At 41.5% G+C, this 14,330-nt stretch carries 18 protein-coding genes; 6 read left to right on the forward strand and 12 right to left on the reverse strand.

All coding sequences use genetic code 11. The features are described from left to right. Window positions 1-35 precede the first annotated feature (35 nt). Complete coding sequence (locus AC6F33_RS09455; protein WP_500777025.1) at window positions 36-1,208, reverse strand: D-alanyl-D-alanine carboxypeptidase family protein; 1,173 nt, start codon at window positions 1,206-1,208, stop codon at window positions 36-38. A gap of 242 nt (window positions 1,209-1,450) precedes the next feature. Here AC6F33_RS09455 and AC6F33_RS09460 point away from each other — a divergent pair, with 242 nt between their 5' ends. From AC6F33_RS09460 to AC6F33_RS09470, 3 genes are read left to right on the forward strand one after another with little or no spacing between them, the layout of a single operon-like run. After that, entirely contained in the window at window positions 1,451-1,846 is a 396-nt protein-coding gene (locus AC6F33_RS09460; RefSeq protein ID WP_500778152.1) for a DUF5937 family protein, read from the forward strand. Beyond that, window positions 1,824-2,243: a hypothetical protein gene (locus AC6F33_RS09465; RefSeq protein WP_500777026.1), complete on the forward strand. Its 420-nt coding sequence runs from the start codon at window positions 1,824-1,826 to the stop codon at window positions 2,241-2,243. The genes AC6F33_RS09460 and AC6F33_RS09465 overlap by 23 nt, the downstream gene beginning before the upstream one ends. Next, the gene (locus tag AC6F33_RS09470; RefSeq protein WP_500778153.1) at window positions 2,212-2,916 is read left to right on the forward strand and encodes an ABC transporter permease; all 705 of its coding nucleotides are present in this window, start codon (window positions 2,212-2,214) and stop codon (window positions 2,914-2,916) included. Before AC6F33_RS09465 ends, AC6F33_RS09470 begins: the two co-directional genes overlap by 32 nt. A gap of 101 nt (window positions 2,917-3,017) precedes the next feature. Here the strand turns inward: AC6F33_RS09470 and AC6F33_RS09475 are convergent, their stop codons facing one another. The 6 genes from AC6F33_RS09475 to AC6F33_RS09500 form a co-directional block, all read right to left on the reverse strand. Next, window positions 3,018-3,827: a purine-nucleoside phosphorylase gene (locus AC6F33_RS09475; protein WP_255748025.1), complete on the reverse strand. Its 810-nt coding sequence runs from the start codon at window positions 3,825-3,827 to the stop codon at window positions 3,018-3,020. A 34-nt stretch (window positions 3,828-3,861) separates the two neighbouring features. After that, complete coding sequence (locus tag AC6F33_RS09480; protein WP_255748024.1) at window positions 3,862-4,764, reverse strand: tyrosine-type recombinase/integrase; 903 nt, start codon at window positions 4,762-4,764, stop codon at window positions 3,862-3,864. A gap of 4 nt (window positions 4,765-4,768) precedes the next feature. Then, on the reverse strand, window positions 4,769-5,011 hold the full coding sequence (locus tag AC6F33_RS09485; RefSeq protein ID WP_255748023.1) for a DUF4227 family protein: 243 nt from the start codon (window positions 5,009-5,011) through the stop codon (window positions 4,769-4,771). 149 nt (window positions 5,012-5,160) lie between these two features. Continuing rightward, the gene (fur, locus tag AC6F33_RS09490; RefSeq protein WP_255748022.1) at window positions 5,161-5,661 is read right to left on the reverse strand and encodes a ferric iron uptake transcriptional regulator; all 501 of its coding nucleotides are present in this window, start codon (window positions 5,659-5,661) and stop codon (window positions 5,161-5,163) included. 221 nt (window positions 5,662-5,882) lie between these two features. Then, window positions 5,883-6,515 carry a stage II sporulation protein M gene (gene spoIIM, locus AC6F33_RS09495; protein WP_255748020.1) on the reverse strand — a complete coding sequence of 211 codons (633 nt, stop codon included), beginning with the start codon at window positions 6,513-6,515 and terminating at the stop codon, window positions 5,883-5,885. 110 nt (window positions 6,516-6,625) lie between these two features. Further along, window positions 6,626-7,162 (reverse strand): NUDIX hydrolase, encoded by a 537-nt coding sequence (locus AC6F33_RS09500; protein WP_480948238.1) that lies wholly within the window; start codon window positions 7,160-7,162, stop codon window positions 6,626-6,628. Window positions 7,163-7,410: 248 nt separating this feature from the next. Between AC6F33_RS09500 and AC6F33_RS09505 the strand changes: the two genes are divergently transcribed. After that, complete coding sequence (locus AC6F33_RS09505) at window positions 7,411-8,673, forward strand: MFS transporter (RefSeq protein WP_480947314.1); 1,263 nt, start codon at window positions 7,411-7,413, stop codon at window positions 8,671-8,673. Here the strand turns inward: AC6F33_RS09505 and AC6F33_RS09510 are convergent, their stop codons facing one another. The 3 genes from AC6F33_RS09510 to AC6F33_RS09520 all read right to left on the reverse strand — a co-directional run bounded on the left by AC6F33_RS09510 (window position 8,674) and on the right by AC6F33_RS09520 (window position 11,104). Then, complete coding sequence (locus AC6F33_RS09510; protein WP_255748016.1) at window positions 8,674-9,300, reverse strand: DNA-3-methyladenine glycosylase I; 627 nt, start codon at window positions 9,298-9,300, stop codon at window positions 8,674-8,676. It abuts the gene before it with no gap. Between the two features lie 15 nt (window positions 9,301-9,315). Beyond that, window positions 9,316-9,858 (reverse strand): cysteine hydrolase family protein, encoded by a 543-nt coding sequence (locus AC6F33_RS09515; protein ID WP_255748015.1) that lies wholly within the window; start codon window positions 9,856-9,858, stop codon window positions 9,316-9,318. 319 nt (window positions 9,859-10,177) lie between these two features. Continuing rightward, window positions 10,178-11,104: a cation diffusion facilitator family transporter gene (locus AC6F33_RS09520; RefSeq protein ID WP_255748177.1), complete on the reverse strand. Its 927-nt coding sequence runs from the start codon at window positions 11,102-11,104 to the stop codon at window positions 10,178-10,180. 303 nt (window positions 11,105-11,407) lie between these two features. On the opposite strand from AC6F33_RS09520, the gene gloA2 reads away from it, so the two are divergent. Together gloA2 and deoD are read left to right on the forward strand one after the other, a co-directional pair. Beyond that, window positions 11,408-11,800: an SMU1112c/YaeR family gloxylase I-like metalloprotein gene (gloA2, locus tag AC6F33_RS09525; RefSeq protein WP_255748014.1), complete on the forward strand. Its 393-nt coding sequence runs from the start codon at window positions 11,408-11,410 to the stop codon at window positions 11,798-11,800. Window positions 11,801-11,868: 68 nt separating this feature from the next. Next, window positions 11,869-12,579, forward strand: a complete 711-nt coding sequence (gene deoD, locus AC6F33_RS09530; protein ID WP_500777027.1) for a purine-nucleoside phosphorylase — start codon at window positions 11,869-11,871, stop codon at window positions 12,577-12,579. Between the two features lie 66 nt (window positions 12,580-12,645). Here the strand turns inward: deoD and AC6F33_RS09535 are convergent, their stop codons facing one another. Together AC6F33_RS09535 and AC6F33_RS09540 are read right to left on the reverse strand one after the other, a co-directional pair. Next, on the reverse strand, window positions 12,646-13,113 hold the full coding sequence (locus tag AC6F33_RS09535; RefSeq protein ID WP_500777028.1) for an NUDIX hydrolase: 468 nt from the start codon (window positions 13,111-13,113) through the stop codon (window positions 12,646-12,648). Window positions 13,114-13,136: 23 nt separating this feature from the next. Continuing rightward, window positions 13,137-14,213 carry an AI-2E family transporter gene (locus tag AC6F33_RS09540; RefSeq protein ID WP_255748010.1) on the reverse strand — a complete coding sequence of 359 codons (1,077 nt, stop codon included), beginning with the start codon at window positions 14,211-14,213 and terminating at the stop codon, window positions 13,137-13,139. Window positions 14,214-14,330 lie beyond the last annotated feature (117 nt).

The raw sequence follows: 14,330 nt of genomic DNA on the forward strand, positions 1-14,330 counted from the left end.
AAGATCATCATTGTCACGAATCAAGCTACATTTCGTCAATGTGTCATAATAGTGCCGGCGCTTCTCTTAAATAACTGCCACCACGATGCACGCTTCACATTGTCCTTGACCATTAGAGGTGTTTGGGAAATCACTTTGCCCTTCTTTTTCACAATAAAATGTCCGACAACAGTGCCTGATTTTAATGGTGCCTGAAGTGATTTATCTATTTTCACTGATTTCTTCAGCCCTTTGGTACTTTCTCCTTTTTTCAAAAGCAGAACAGCCGGATGCTGCGTTACGATCGGAACTTGTGCATGGTCGCCTTTATTCACTTTCGCCATCGCTACCGTTTTATTTTGATCTAACAATGGTTTCGTTACGTAAGCAGCAAAGGCATGATCCATTAAACCTGCAATTTCTTTATTTCGCTCCTTAGGTGATGGTGCGCCCATAACCACTGCTACAACACGCATACCGTTCCGCTTTGCTGTTGCCGTCAGACAATATTTTGCTTGATTCGTGAAGCCGGTTTTTAAGCCATCTGCACCAGGATACGTTTTAATCAATTTATTCGTATTTACAAGCCAGAATTTCTTATCTGTATTCTCTCTCAAGTAATCTTCATATTTTGATGTGTAGTGAAGCACTTGAGGATACATTAAAAGCGCCCGCGCCATCACCGCCATATCATGAGCGGTTGTGTAATGATTGTCGGTTGGAAGACCGGTAGGGTTAACAAAATGTGTGTGTGTCATCCCAAGCTTCTTTGCTTCCTTGTTCATTTGGGCCACAAATGCTTTCTCAGAACCTGAGATATGCTCTGCCATCGCAACTGATGCATCATTTGCGGAGGCAATACAAATTGCTCTCAGCATTTCGTCCACCGTCATAGATTCACCAGGTTCAAGAAAAACTTGAGATCCCCCCATAGACGCCGCGTGCTCACTCACATTCACCTTATCTTTCAATGAAATTTGATGGTTTTTCAGCGCCTTGAAAATTAGGAGAAGCGTCATTACCTTCGTCATACTCGCGGGCGGAAGCTCTTTATTTTCGTTTTGTTTAAATAGAATCTTCCCCGTATCCTGCTCGATAACGATTGCTGATTTAAGTTTGCCAGTCTCCGTATCTGCGTTTCCCTTCGTTTTGGCAAATGCCGATGCCGACGGAACGAAAGTCGCAAAAAGGAGTGTGGCACAAGCCATCCACATAGAAAATGCCTTCATGAAAAAACCTCCTCACTATGATCCTTATCATTCTGTCCACGAGCAATTCTTTTATACGGATCAATAGAGAAATTCCAAGCATTTTGAGAGCGATTACTACATGAATCATTGATTTTTTATTGACAGGTTACTAGGCGATCTCTATAATACTTAATAATTTTGCAAAATTAACTATTTGATTCGCCGAATAGCGAATCAAACATAGTGGGAGCATGGCCATGTTCGCGCACCTTGAATAATGGATCAGAAAACATGTTCAGGCTGTTTATTCACCCTACCGTGAATTACTGACCAGCCTGCATGTCTTGAACAAACCGCAGCACCATCTTGATCGCCTTGAATGGGCAAATCGCACCCGGCAATCACTTTCAGCCGAGATGCTTAATACTCTATCATTTTTTGGAAACGTGACGGATGAATGGATGTTTATTATGGATTGTGAACAGGCGTCTGGATTCGAAAATCGCTATGTGGAAGATTCGATTGAACAATGGAACCATATTGATTGCGAGGCGTTTACTTCATTTATTTTAGGTACGCGTCACAAACTTGATCACGCTCATTTAAACCCTGAAGAGCGCGAAATTCTTCGCCGTCCGAAAAAAATATCAGAAAATGTTCTATCACTTTCTTCATGACTATCACACGATGGTTTTCGCGCGCGAGCTCTATCATATTGAACCTTGGATGATTCGCTCGGTGAACCAGTTTAACGAAGAGGTGCAAAAAGATCCGGTCGGAGCATTACACTCGGTTCATCCACGATTTATTGTCGGCGATCAATCGGTCCAATTTCTCAAAGCGAGGACATACACGCGCTATTATGAGGATTTGAAATCAATAACAATTATTCCATCGACATTTATCGCACCGCATCTATTAATTGACGTTGACACGCCTGATCTTTTTATAGCAAAGCAGCTGCTTGTTCCCTCTTCGGGTATAGAGGACGGCGTCCCAACAGACTTGACTGAAAAGCTTCCTATGGCCGGTCATTCAGTTCATCAATGCTTACTTCGCATTCAAACCGTTTAATCTTGGACAAAACAGCCCGCTTTCTCGGTTTGTTCCAGTTGAAAAGCTCGGACTCTTTTTAATAACCGGCTGCCTCGCCTATATCTTCTTCTGGAGTCTCGTACAATCAGCATGGATGATGGGCTATGAACGTCAGCAAGGAACTTTGGAACTGATCCTGCTCACCCCTGCCTCTCGAACATTGGTGATGTTCAGCCGTGCCGCCGCAAATTTAGTAGAAGCTGTATGGATGTTTTCAATTTTTGCCATACTTACCATTCTGTTTATGGGCGGACTCCATGTCGCACATTGGTGGCTCCTTCCGTTCGCTGTCATGGTGCTTCTCCTATCGGCTATTGTTTGGGGTGGATTTTTAAATACAATTTTTCTCTTTTCACGCGACGCTGGCTTTCTCGATACTATTTTTGAGGCGCCAATGGAATTTTTCTCCGGTGTGCGCATGCCACTCATGGCATTTCCAATTTGGGCAAAAGTAATCTCCTTTCTTTTCCCATTAACCTTTGTCTTGAATATTCTTCGTGCCATTGTGATGGAAGGGAAGACATTGGGCAGCATATGTAACCCCTTAATCGAATTAGCCAGCATCTTGATTGTGCTGACAGCTGCCTCATTTATTCTCGTTCGTTACGCGGAAAAACACGCAAAGGACACCGGCAATCTGACAATGTTTTAAATGCATGGTGTTCATATGGCAATTGACTAACTTAAAGTTCGAATAAATAAAAAAAAGAACCGAATTTTTTCCGGTTCTTTTTCTGTTTATTGAAATTGATTTCAGATTGAACGAATAATTGACTTAATCAGAGCTGTAAAATCTGATTTAACTCGATCAGCCGTCTCAATCACTTCTTTATGAGAAAGCGGCTGATCCAGTATACCGCACGCCATATTGGTTATGCATGAAATGCCGAGCACATCCAGCCGTAGGTGGCTGGCAGCAATCACTTCAGGAACCGTTGACATACCTACCGCGTCCGCCCCCATTACGCGCATCATTCGTATCTCAGCAGGTGTTTCATATTGAGGCCCATGAGTAGCCAAATAAACGCCTTTTTGAACTTGAATGCTGAGTGTTTCAGCTGCTCTCTCAGCCTTTTGAATGAGATCCGGGCTGTACGCGTGTGACATGTCGGGAAAACGTGGTCCTATTTCGTCATCATTTGGTCCAATAAGCGGACTATCGCCGAGCATGTTGATATGATCGGTGATCAACATCAAATCCCCTGGAGCAAAATCCGTATTGATTCCCCCGCAAGCATTGGTCACAATTAACTTTTCAATACCCATCGCCTGCATGACATAAACAGGAAAAGCGACTTGTACAAGCGAATAGCCCTCATAATGATGATACCTTCCTTGCATCGCAACAACCGTCTTTCCCTCAAGCTCGCCGATGACAAATTGGCCTTTATGCCCTTTAACCGTAGACTCGGGAAAATGAGGGAGGGATCGATAAGGAATCTGTACTGCATTTGTTAGTTCGTCGGCTAGATCACCGAGTCCGGATCCAAGAATTAATCCGATCTCCGGCCTTCGTGCAGTCTGCTTCCTGAGTTTTTCCATTACTTCTTCAATCGGTTTCATATTTTATCGCTCCAGTCGTTATGTACGAGTTTTCTTATTTTAATTTTACACGCGGATGATACATTGCGTAAACTTTTTTTAAAGGTAATCGATTTGGACGCGGATATTGCATCGTAGCAGAAGTATGCTGACGCCCCATCAATTCATCGATGAATTCGAGTGGTGCACCATTTTGCAACAGATGCGCTGTAAGCGACTTTCTCAACGTTTCCGGTGAAATAGACACAGAGATGTCTGCCTGATCAGCATAATGTTTGAGAATCTTCCAGATTCCCTGCCGTGTTAAGCGTTTATTCATGCGGTTCATGAAAAGCGGTTGGTTTAAATCTATTTTTTCTCCATCTTGAATAAGTGATTCTATGTACATACGGAGTGCAGAAATGGCCAGGGAATCAAGCGGCAATATCCGTTCGTTTCCTTTCTTACCCAAACAGCGAATAAATTCCAAATCAAGATTCACGTGTGCGGCATCAAGACGAATGCATTCGGAAACACGCATTCCTGTAGCATAAAGAACCTCAAGTAAGGCCCGGTCGCGTTTTCCGATCTTCGTTCGCAGGTCCGGTGCATCCAAAAGTTGTTTCACTTGATTAGTTGTCAATAATGGTGGCAGCGGATTTCGCTGAATCTTAGGCAATTCCAAAGAATAGGCGGGGTCAGCAGTCGTTTGCTTACTTATGAGCAGATAGCGATGCAGACCGCGGATGGCTGCAGCTTTTCGTGCAATTGTCGACGGCGCGCAGCCTGAATCTTTAAGGAAATACATATAATTAAGCACGATTACCTCAGTGACATCCTGCCATACGCTGCATTGCTTCTTAGAGATTAAATAATCAGTATATTGTGTCAGATCGCCTCGATAGGCTTCGATTGTATTTGAAGACAAACCGCGTTCCTTATTAAGTAAATCCAAAAAATGGTCTACCAGTTTCCTCAATTGTTTATTCACCATCTCTCAAAAACTCAAAAAACCGTGAAAAATCAAGAGTATGTGTCACTTTGACATTCCCTGATTGCTCATGGCGAATCACTGCTACTGCACCCGACCCTGGTTCATCATACCGATGAACTTGACCCAAAAAATGGTCCATCCACATCATACCGAAATAAAAAACAGCGGTTAATAAAACAAACAGACAGCATATTTTTATAAAATTTACTCCGACATGGAAAATATCTCTCATTTGTTCATCCCGCCTGTCCATATAAAGTTGCTCTCTTATTATTATGAAACAGGCGGATAAATCATATCAAAAGTAGAAACTTAAAATAGATAAATTCCGAATAAATGAAAAAACAGTCTGAAAGTTTCAGGCTGCCGAATTGAGAACAGTCACACCTTTTCCGGTTCCTGTTCTGATTCTTTTTCTTTATTTAAACGATTTTCTTCTTCACGTTTTTCCAAGCAACGATGGCAGATCCCATGGAAAGTCAAGCGGTGATCTTTAACTTTGAAATGCCATTTTCGCTCAACCACTTTTTCAACTTCCCCAAGCAAATCTTCTTGTATTTCATCCACAGATCCGCATTCGATACAAACAAGATGATGATGAAAATGGCTTGCACCTTCTCTACGCAAATCATAACGTGAAACGCCATCACCAAAATTAATTTTGTCGACGATTTTCAGTTCTGCTAACAATTCAAGAGTTCGATATACTGTAGCAAGTCCGATTTCTGGTGCTTTCTCTTTCACAAGGAGATACACATCTTCAGCGCTGAGGTGATCTTGTTCATTCTCCAACAAGACCCTTACAGTCGCTTCTCGCTGAGGCGTCAGCTTATACTTCTGCCCATGAAGCTGCTTCTTAATTCGATTAATTCTGCCTTCCATACAAGCCCCCCCTTTGCAAGAACGATGCATAAAACAGATTAGCGGCCATTATGAAATGACGGTCGATCCGATCCGCTACCCGCACCAATGCGGAATGACCCGCAAATAACTACTGGTTTTTACAGGAAAATTATAATCCTTATTGAGAATGGTGTCAATTAAATATAATAACTTTTAAATTATAATTATTTTATTTATAATTACCTTTTGCTAGCAATCGATCACGCTATAAAAAGGCGTATTAAAGCAGGTGACACATACGCTTCATATCCAGAGGCAATTGCTGCTATTAATACTGTACTTGCTAAAACAAGACCATAATTGATAAATTGCGGCAGCATTGGCTGATTTCTCGTTTTCATCAAGAGTTGACGAATCATTTTCAATGAAAAGGCAACGGACAGAACGGCAATAAACAAGTAGTTAGGTATGATCAGCAAATTTTGCGGAAAAATGCTGACAAGAATAGCCATCAGTCCTTTCATTCCCATTTGACTGACTAAAAAGCCGACAGTAAAGCCGAGAAAAATTCCTTTGACAAAAATGAGCAAAAAGATGAGCGGAAGTCCGATCACGGAAAGACCAAGCACCCAAATTAAAATAAGATACTGTAAATCGTGAAATAGGCTGTCTTTAAAAAGTGCCCTCGGATCAGCAACCTGATTCTTTGCTAGTTCACCGAAAAATTGCTGCAAATAGTGGAGCAGATCGTTTTTGGATTCATAGGGCAGGCAGTTTACCACAATGGCCCCAAATATGATCCCCATGAGCAGCAGCCCTGTAACAAAGGTATAAAGTGATAAGTAATCGCTAATATGCTGATGAAGCACCTTTTTTAGACGTTCTGCAATCATTTTTGTCAACCTCCCGGCATTTCGATCATATGAAATCTATAATTTCATTCTATGATTACAACGGATAACTATGATCGAATTGAGAGATTTTACGACTCTAGGCTATTATTTTATTTTAAATGTAGCTGCATATATTGAACGGCATAAACTGATTTTGCATCATAAATACGGTGATCTTTAACCATTTGAACCGCCTCATCAAGATTTACTGCACACACTTCCAGAAATTCATCCTGATCAAGATGCTGTTTTCCTTCGATAAGCGAATCAGTAAAATAGACATGAAGCAACTCATCAGAGAATCCTGGCGATGAATAAAATGAAGCAATTTTCTCCATTTTTTTACAACGATAACCGGTTTCCTCTTCAAGTTCCCTTAATGCCGAATCATCAGGGTTCTCGTCAGGTTCTAGTTTTCCCGCTGGAATTTCATAGATGATCCCGTTCAACGGATAACGATATTGTCGCACGAGCAATAGTTTTCCTTCTTTATTAACAGCAATTACAGCGACTGCACCGGGATGCTTTACAACCTCTCGCGTTGAGGTTTCCCCGTTAGGCAGTTCCACTTGATCAACAAACAAATGAACAATTCTTCCTTTGAAGATTTCTTTTGAGTCTTTCTTTATTTCGGTAAGACCATCCATGAAACACACATCCTTCATCATTTTATACTTTCTCAGCAGAGTGGTATTGTTGCAGTATTCTTGTTCCGATCTCATTTTAACATAGCAGATCATTCTGCTTGAATGATCTGTTGTTCATTTTTTCACCGCCGCTTCATTCTTTTCAGGTTAATCCCTAACAATAAGACTCATTCGCTGATGACTTATAAGTAATTTTGCTTTATAGTGATTAAGGTTGTTAAAAAGCGCTGTTTTTTGAGGTGAAAACAATGAGTCCTGAACATACTGCAACGCCTACCAAACATAATGTCCCGCATTTTTTTCTGCCAATTTATCAATCACGGGCATTTAGAGCATTGTGGATCGGAAATACGCTCTCTGTGTTTGGTTCATCGATTACAGGCATTATTATTCCCATACTCGTTTATTCACTGACACAGTCAACGCTTGCGATGGGATTTGTTATGACTGCCTATATGCTTCCCAATGTCATTATCTTGCCCTTTGCCGGAATTATTGTAGATAAAGTGAATCGAGCAAAACTGATGCGTTTGACTGACATCGTTCGCTGCTCGATGGCATTCACAATCATGGGTATGGGATTAAACGGATCGTTAACCATTCACCTATTGTCAATGTTTGCAATTATACTTGGAATTATGGATGGACTTTTTCAACCCGCCTTTTCAGCAATGAGAGCTACCGTCTTCACACCTGAAATCCGCACCTCTGCAAATGCCCTGAATCAATTAAGCATTCAAGGCATGCGATTGCTCGGACCGGCATTAGGCGGATTAATCGTCACCGTGTGGTCTGCACCCATCGGATTTGGTATTGATGGGGTTACTTTTCTTGTCTCTTTTACCTGTCTGCTCTATTTGACCAAAGAAGGAAAAATAAGAAAAGCAGCTTTAGAAGCGAAAAAAACTTCCTTTATACACGACTGTTTCGGCGGCATCGAGATCATTAAGCAAAATACATGGCTGTGGGTAACCATCATGGCTTTTTGCTTTATCAATATCTGCACAACAGGGATTACCGTCATCATCATTCCTTGGCTGATGAATGTGCATCATCACTTTCCTTCCTACGTTTACGGCCTTGTTATGTCAGGGCAGGCAATTGGAGCTGCATTGGCTGCCTTTATTTTCGGCATGCGCAAAACATGGCATCATCGCGGTATCATTGCCTATCTTGGGATTGCTCTCGGCGGACTCGCGTTCATTGCCATGCCATTCGTATATAATATCGTCCTTCTCATCGTACTCATGATTTTTGAAGGTTTAGGGAGCATGGCTTTCGGATTAATCTGGGAAACAAGTCTTCAAGATCTTGTCGCTCCTGAAGCGTTTGGGCGCGTCGCGAGTATTGACATGCTCGGATCATTTGCACTTATTCCGGTCGGTTATATGTTCACAGGCTGGTTTGCCAATGTACTTGGAGGCGTTTCTGCAATGCTCGTGCTCAGCTCGCTGACACTTCTGCTGATCGCACTGAGCCTGTGTATTCCGGCCATTCGAAATTTCGATTAGTTATTCATTGCTATTTCCTGATTCGATCAATTCACTCTTAGCTGTGCCCGTTAATTCTCGGAAACAGAAACAATCAGTTAAATGGTCATTAACCATTCCTGTCGCTTGCATAAACGCGTAACAGATTGTCGGGCCAACAAATTTGAAACCTCTTTTTTTCAGATCTTTACTCATCAGAATTGATTCTTCAGTTAATGCGGGGATGGTTTTTGCTTCCTTATAATGATGAATAATTGGCTGTCCTTCTACAAAGGACCATAGGTACTTGTTAAAGGGTTGTTCTTTTTCAACTTCAAAAAAATTGCGTGCATTTGTAACAATGGCATTAATCTTGAGCTTGTTCCTGATAATCCCTGAGTTGTTCATTAACTGTTCAATTTTATCATCAGAAAAAGCCGAGATGGATTGAGGATCGAAACCATCAAATGCCTCCCGATATGCTTCACGTCGTTTTAAAATCGTAATCCAGCTCAATCCGGCCTGCATTCCTTCTAAGCAGAGCATCTCGAACAATTTGAGTGAATCATACTGGGGACGCCCCCACTCATGATCATGATAAGCTAAATAGACAGGGTCTGTTGTGTTCCAAGCGCAACGCCTGATCTTCTGGTCATGTATGTTTTCCAACTCGCTTTTCCTCCCCTAATCCGTAAGTGTTGTTTTGAATATCGCCTTCATATGGTCAAGAAATAAGTCATGCTGATTTGTGAAGGTCGCCATTCCTTTTCGATGCGCGACCGTCTTGTATCCTCTTGAATACGCACCATATGCAGTCAGAAAGTCACAGATATCCGTGCATACTCCTGTTAAGTGGACCGTGTCGATGCGATGCTCTTTTAGCTGCTGATCAAGGTCCGTTCGGATAAAAGCATCATACTCAGACTTAGGAATGAAGATGACATTTGAGTCCTTCTCATGTGTTTGAAACCATTCTCCGAGCCGTCCATACAATTGAGCGCCCCATGTACCTTTTACATTATGCGGCGGCCAAAGCTGGAAATGTGGATCATTCGGTTCATGTGCGTCCATACAGAAAAAAATTGGTTTCTTCTCGCTTAAAAACCTGTCAGCAAGTTTCACAATATAAGGAACAATGCTCTGCGCTGGTTTCCCCGCTGTCAGTCCACCTCGATCATCAACGAAATCATTGCTCATATCAATAACTAGAAGAGCTTCATTACCCATCTGAACATCCTCCAATCTGCTGTAGACACCGATTTTTAATGGGTCTCATAATCTTATCTTTAAGTCTGTTCGCTCATATTGATCACAACTCAATCAATTGAAATGTGACCATCCAGCTGTGTCCCCCCGTTCTCTTCCAAAAGAAAAGACAGCTTTAAATTAATTATAGAACATTTGTTTTCATTTAACTATAAATAAGTAATTCATTCATCACTTTGGCATGGCAACAATTGCTTGCAACAATCGTGCACATTGAAAAAGCGGAAGCCGCGTATTCGTGTTACCTACGCCTGCTTCCGCTCTGTTTGATACCGACACATTATCCATGCCGTTGATGTGCGCAATCAGAATGACAGCTTTGAAAATTGACACTTTCGATTTGAATCGTTGAGTGTTCCAGATGATAGCCATCAAGCACTTGTTCGACTTGTCTCAGCATGTCATCATGGTTGATACCCTCTTCGACTGTCAGATGACAGCTTAACGAAAAAAATCCCGAAGTGATCGTCCAAATGTGGAGATCATGGATTCCGTTAACACCTTCCAATGCTGTAATCCGACTGCGAATTTCATCCAGATCAAGATTATCGGGCTTAGCTTCCATTAAGACGTTAATCGAGTCGCGTGTGACACTCCATCCGCTTTTCAATATAATTACAGATACAATCATGCTGGCAATCGGATCGGCAAGTCCCCAACCGAAAAACATAATTAGTGCCGATGCGGTAACAGCCCCAACAGAGCCAAGCAAATCGCCAAGCACATGTAAAAATGCACTTCGTACATTCAAATTGTCATCTTTTTCGCCTTGCATTAGAATTTTTGCCACAATAATATTTACGAGAAGTCCTATGAATGCAATCATCATCATTTCGCCGCTCGCAATGGTGACAGGCTGCGCAATTCTTGTGATCGCCTCTATGATAATCCAAATTGAAATAAGGAGAAGCAGAATTCCATTAAATAGAGCTGCCAATATCTCAAATCGCTTGTATCCGAACGTTTTCCGATTATTTACAGAAATTTTGCTTCCAATCACCATTGCAGTAAAACTCAAGCCCAGAGAAACAGCATCACTAAGCATATGTCCTGCATCCGACATCAGCGTTAAGCTTCCGCTTAAATAACCGCCGACGGCTTCAACGATCATGAATCCGAAAATAATCAAAAAACTGATAAGCAGTGCCTTTTGATTCGCTGTATGGTGGTGATGCGTGTGACCGTGCGCAACTTCATGATTATGCATTGAATGATTTGCCAAATTTTGTTCACTTCTTTCCTCGATAAGGGCCAAAAACATATGACTAACCGTTCATATGTATAGTATCCGTTTTTTTTAATTAACTGTCAATGGTCTCTTGTTTATGCTCTCAAACCTGCTCACGTTGTATTTTTGATATACTTTAAAATAAGTAAATCGTTTTTTTGAATACTTTGCTTCTAGCAAGTTTGCTGTTCCAGTGTACAGATCATGCAAATTACGCCGTTCTGACGTGAACAGCGAGCAGCATTTATATAAAATAAGGCCAATGAAAAAAGGTGGGAAACTATGGATTTTAAAGGCATTCATCACTGTGCAATCATCTGTTCCAATTATGAACGTTCAAAACATTTCTATGTAGATCTGTTAGGACTTTCCGTTATTAACGAAATCTACAGGGAAGACCGAAACTCCTATAAACTGGATCTTGCAATCGGAAATGGCAACTGCGGCCAAATCGAACTTTTTTCATTTACAAATCCTCCTCAGCGATCAACACATCCAGAGGCATGTGGACTCAGGCATCTCGCCTTATCTGTTGATGACTTGGAGAAAACTGTTACTGAACTAAACGACAAAGAGATAGAGACAGAACCCATACGTGTAGATCCGATTACGGGAAAAAAATTCACGTTCTTCAGGGATCCTGATGATCTGCCGCTTGAGCTCTACCAAAATTAATTTAACCAGCTCAATGTTTGCGTGATAAAATAGGTAAGACTTGTTCAATTTGAGGGAGGAACTATAAAATGAGTATTCATATTGAAGCAAAACCAGGTGAAATTGCGGAACGCATTTTGCTCCCTGGTGATCCATTACGTGCGAAATATATTGCCGAGACCTACTTAAAAGAAGTTACCCAGTACAATAATGTGCGTGGAATGCTTGGATTTACGGGTACATATAAAGGGGAACGCATTTCGGTTCAAGGTACTGGAATGGGAATTCCCTCAATATCGATCTATGTTAATGAATTGATTCGTGACTACGGTGTCAAGAAATTGATTCGTGTCGGTACCTGCGGCGGCGTTCAAAACGGAATTCATGTTCGAGATGTTATATTGGCTATGTCTGCAACAACGGATTCCTCCGTTAATCACGGTGTTTTTCCAACTATTGATTATGCACCTACCGCTGACTTTAGGCTTCTCCAAAAGGCATATAATATCGGCACAAAGTTAGGCGTTTCATTAAGAGCCGGCAACGTTTTATCTGCCGATGTTTTCTATCGTGACAGTATGGATATCGTGAAAAAATTAGGTGAGTATGGTGTATTAGCAGTAGAAATGGAGACTTCAGCGCTATACACATTAGCGGCCAAATATGGAGCCCAAGCATTAACTGTTCTGACGGTCAGTGATCACATTTTCTCAGACGAGCCGGATACGACAGCCGCCGAACGTCAGACAACATTCAACGACATGATTAACATTGCCCTTGATACCGTAATTAGCGAATGAATCCCATATTATATTCCCTTAGGTAGAAAAGCACTGATCCAAGGAGTATTGGATCAGTGCTTTTCTTTATACATGCTTTTGCTTTTGTAGCGCAAAATATTCATCAAGAATTCTTTTCTGGTTCTTCAGAATAAAATCCGGAAGATCTTCTTGTGTTCGGAACTCAAACCGCTCTGACTCTGTTTTATCAATTCGCCAATCGCCTTCAAACATATCTGCCTCATAGGCAATTGTTACGGGATAATATTGATCTCCGTTTTCCGCTACAGCTGGCGTCTTCACGCCAGAATATACCTGAAACAGATGAAGCCCATGAACCATTAAGCCGGTCTCTTCACGAATTTCTCGACTCGCCGTTTCCTCTGCCGTTTCGCCAAGCTCCATCAGGCCACCCGGAAGTCCCCAGCTTCCTTCTGGATATTTGCGTTTCTGAAGGAGCACTGCTCCTCGGTGGTCATGAATGATTGCGACTGCGCCAACCAGAATAATTGGCTCGTGTCCAATCTTGCTCCTCAGATTCTCTATGTACCCCATACTAATCTCTCCCTCAACTAATTTTATTGCTTGCGCAATTGGATTAATTGGTACACACGCGTCACAATTACCTTGCACACAGCATAGAAGGGAATGGCAAGCAGCATGCCGATAATACCGGCCAAGTTTCCTGCAACAAGCAGAATACAGATGATCGTCAGCGGGTGAATATCTAATTTTCTTCCCATGACAAGCGGTGAGATCACATTGCCTTCAATTTGCTGAACGACGGTAACTCCGATGATAACATAAAGTGCGAGAATCGGTGATTGAATAAACGCAACAATGACAGCCGGTATGGTTGCAATAAATGAGCCGATAAACGGGATGACATTTGTAAACAAAATGACTAAGGCGAGTACCAGCGAGTAGTGGAGTCCGATAATCAGATACCAAATATAAATGAAGACAAAATCAAAGAGTAAAACAATCATCTGCCCCTGAATATATCCGCTCAACGTTTGATCCATGTCCCTAAGTATCTCTCCCGCTTTTTCGCGATGCTCGGCAGGAATGAATTTTATAATTCCTTGAGACATGCGATCACCATCTTTTAAAAGATAGAAAAGGATAAAGGGAACGATGGCAATAATGAGCACAGTACCTGTAATCGATTGGATAATGGATAGAATATTATTTCCAAATGTAGTCGCCATTGCAGATAGAGATTTTGAAAAACGGTTGGCGAAATCAAGATATGGAATTTCATCCAAATGCATCTTTGAAAAAATTTCACTCTGTTGAAAGTTGACCAGTTGTTCGCCAAGCTGCTGTACCAAGCCCGGCATGCTTGTAATTAAGGAAAGAAACTGATTATATAAGAGCGGGCCAAAATTAAAGAGAAGCAAGGTGATTAATCCGATGACAACGAGATAAATAATGATTATAGCAACAACTCTTGGAATTTTAAGCCTTACTAATCCACGAACAAGAGGACGCAATAAATAAAAGAGCAATCCGGAAATAATGAGAGGAGCCGCAAGTGATGTAAATAGAACACCAATCGGCTGTAAAATAAAGGTAAGTTTCGAACCTACCATAAGTATTATTAATATCAGAAGCACCCAAACTGCAAATCGAAAGTATTTAGATTTCGGCATGACCATTCCCCAATCTTTCAAAAATGCCGATAATACGGCTAACATTCACTATTCCATTGTACCCTATTTCACAATCACTAATCCAATATAATCCAAATCTAACATCAAACTCGAGCA

The sequence above is a fragment of the Sporolactobacillus sp. BBK16-2 genome (assembly GCF_059878335.1).

Coding starts and splice junctions, on each gene's coding strand:
- AC6F33_RS09500 (WP_480948238.1), bottom strand. CDS start 7,162: ATGGATGGTCTTACCGAAATAAAGAAAGACTCAAAAGAAATCTTCAAA.
- gloA2 (WP_255748014.1), top strand. CDS start 11,408: ATGGATTTTAAAGGCATTCATCACTGTGCAATCATCTGTTCCAATTAT.
- AC6F33_RS09485 (WP_255748023.1), bottom strand. CDS start 5,011: ATGAGAGATATTTTCCATGTCGGAGTAAATTTTATAAAAATATGCTGT.
- AC6F33_RS09520 (WP_255748177.1), bottom strand. CDS start 11,104: ATGCATAATCATGAAGTTGCGCACGGTCACACGCATCACCACCATACA.
- AC6F33_RS09475 (WP_255748025.1), bottom strand. CDS start 3,827: ATGAAACCGATTGAAGAAGTAATGGAAAAACTCAGGAAGCAGACTGCA.
- AC6F33_RS09540 (WP_255748010.1), bottom strand. CDS start 14,213: ATGCCGAAATCTAAATACTTTCGATTTGCAGTTTGGGTGCTTCTGATA.
- AC6F33_RS09535 (WP_500777028.1), bottom strand. CDS start 13,113: ATGGGGTACATAGAGAATCTGAGGAGCAAGATTGGACACGAGCCAATT.
- deoD (WP_500777027.1), top strand. CDS start 11,869: ATGAGTATTCATATTGAAGCAAAACCAGGTGAAATTGCGGAACGCATT.
- fur (WP_255748022.1), bottom strand. CDS start 5,661: ATGGAAGGCAGAATTAATCGAATTAAGAAGCAGCTTCATGGGCAGAAG.
- AC6F33_RS09505 (WP_480947314.1), top strand. CDS start 7,411: ATGAGTCCTGAACATACTGCAACGCCTACCAAACATAATGTCCCGCAT.
- AC6F33_RS09455 (WP_500777025.1), bottom strand. CDS start 1,208: ATGAAGGCATTTTCTATGTGGATGGCTTGTGCCACACTCCTTTTTGCG.
- AC6F33_RS09465 (WP_500777026.1), top strand. CDS start 1,824: ATGTTCTATCACTTTCTTCATGACTATCACACGATGGTTTTCGCGCGC.
- AC6F33_RS09515 (WP_255748015.1), bottom strand. CDS start 9,858: ATGGGTAATGAAGCTCTTCTAGTTATTGATATGAGCAATGATTTCGTT.
- spoIIM (WP_255748020.1), bottom strand. CDS start 6,515: ATGATTGCAGAACGTCTAAAAAAGGTGCTTCATCAGCATATTAGCGAT.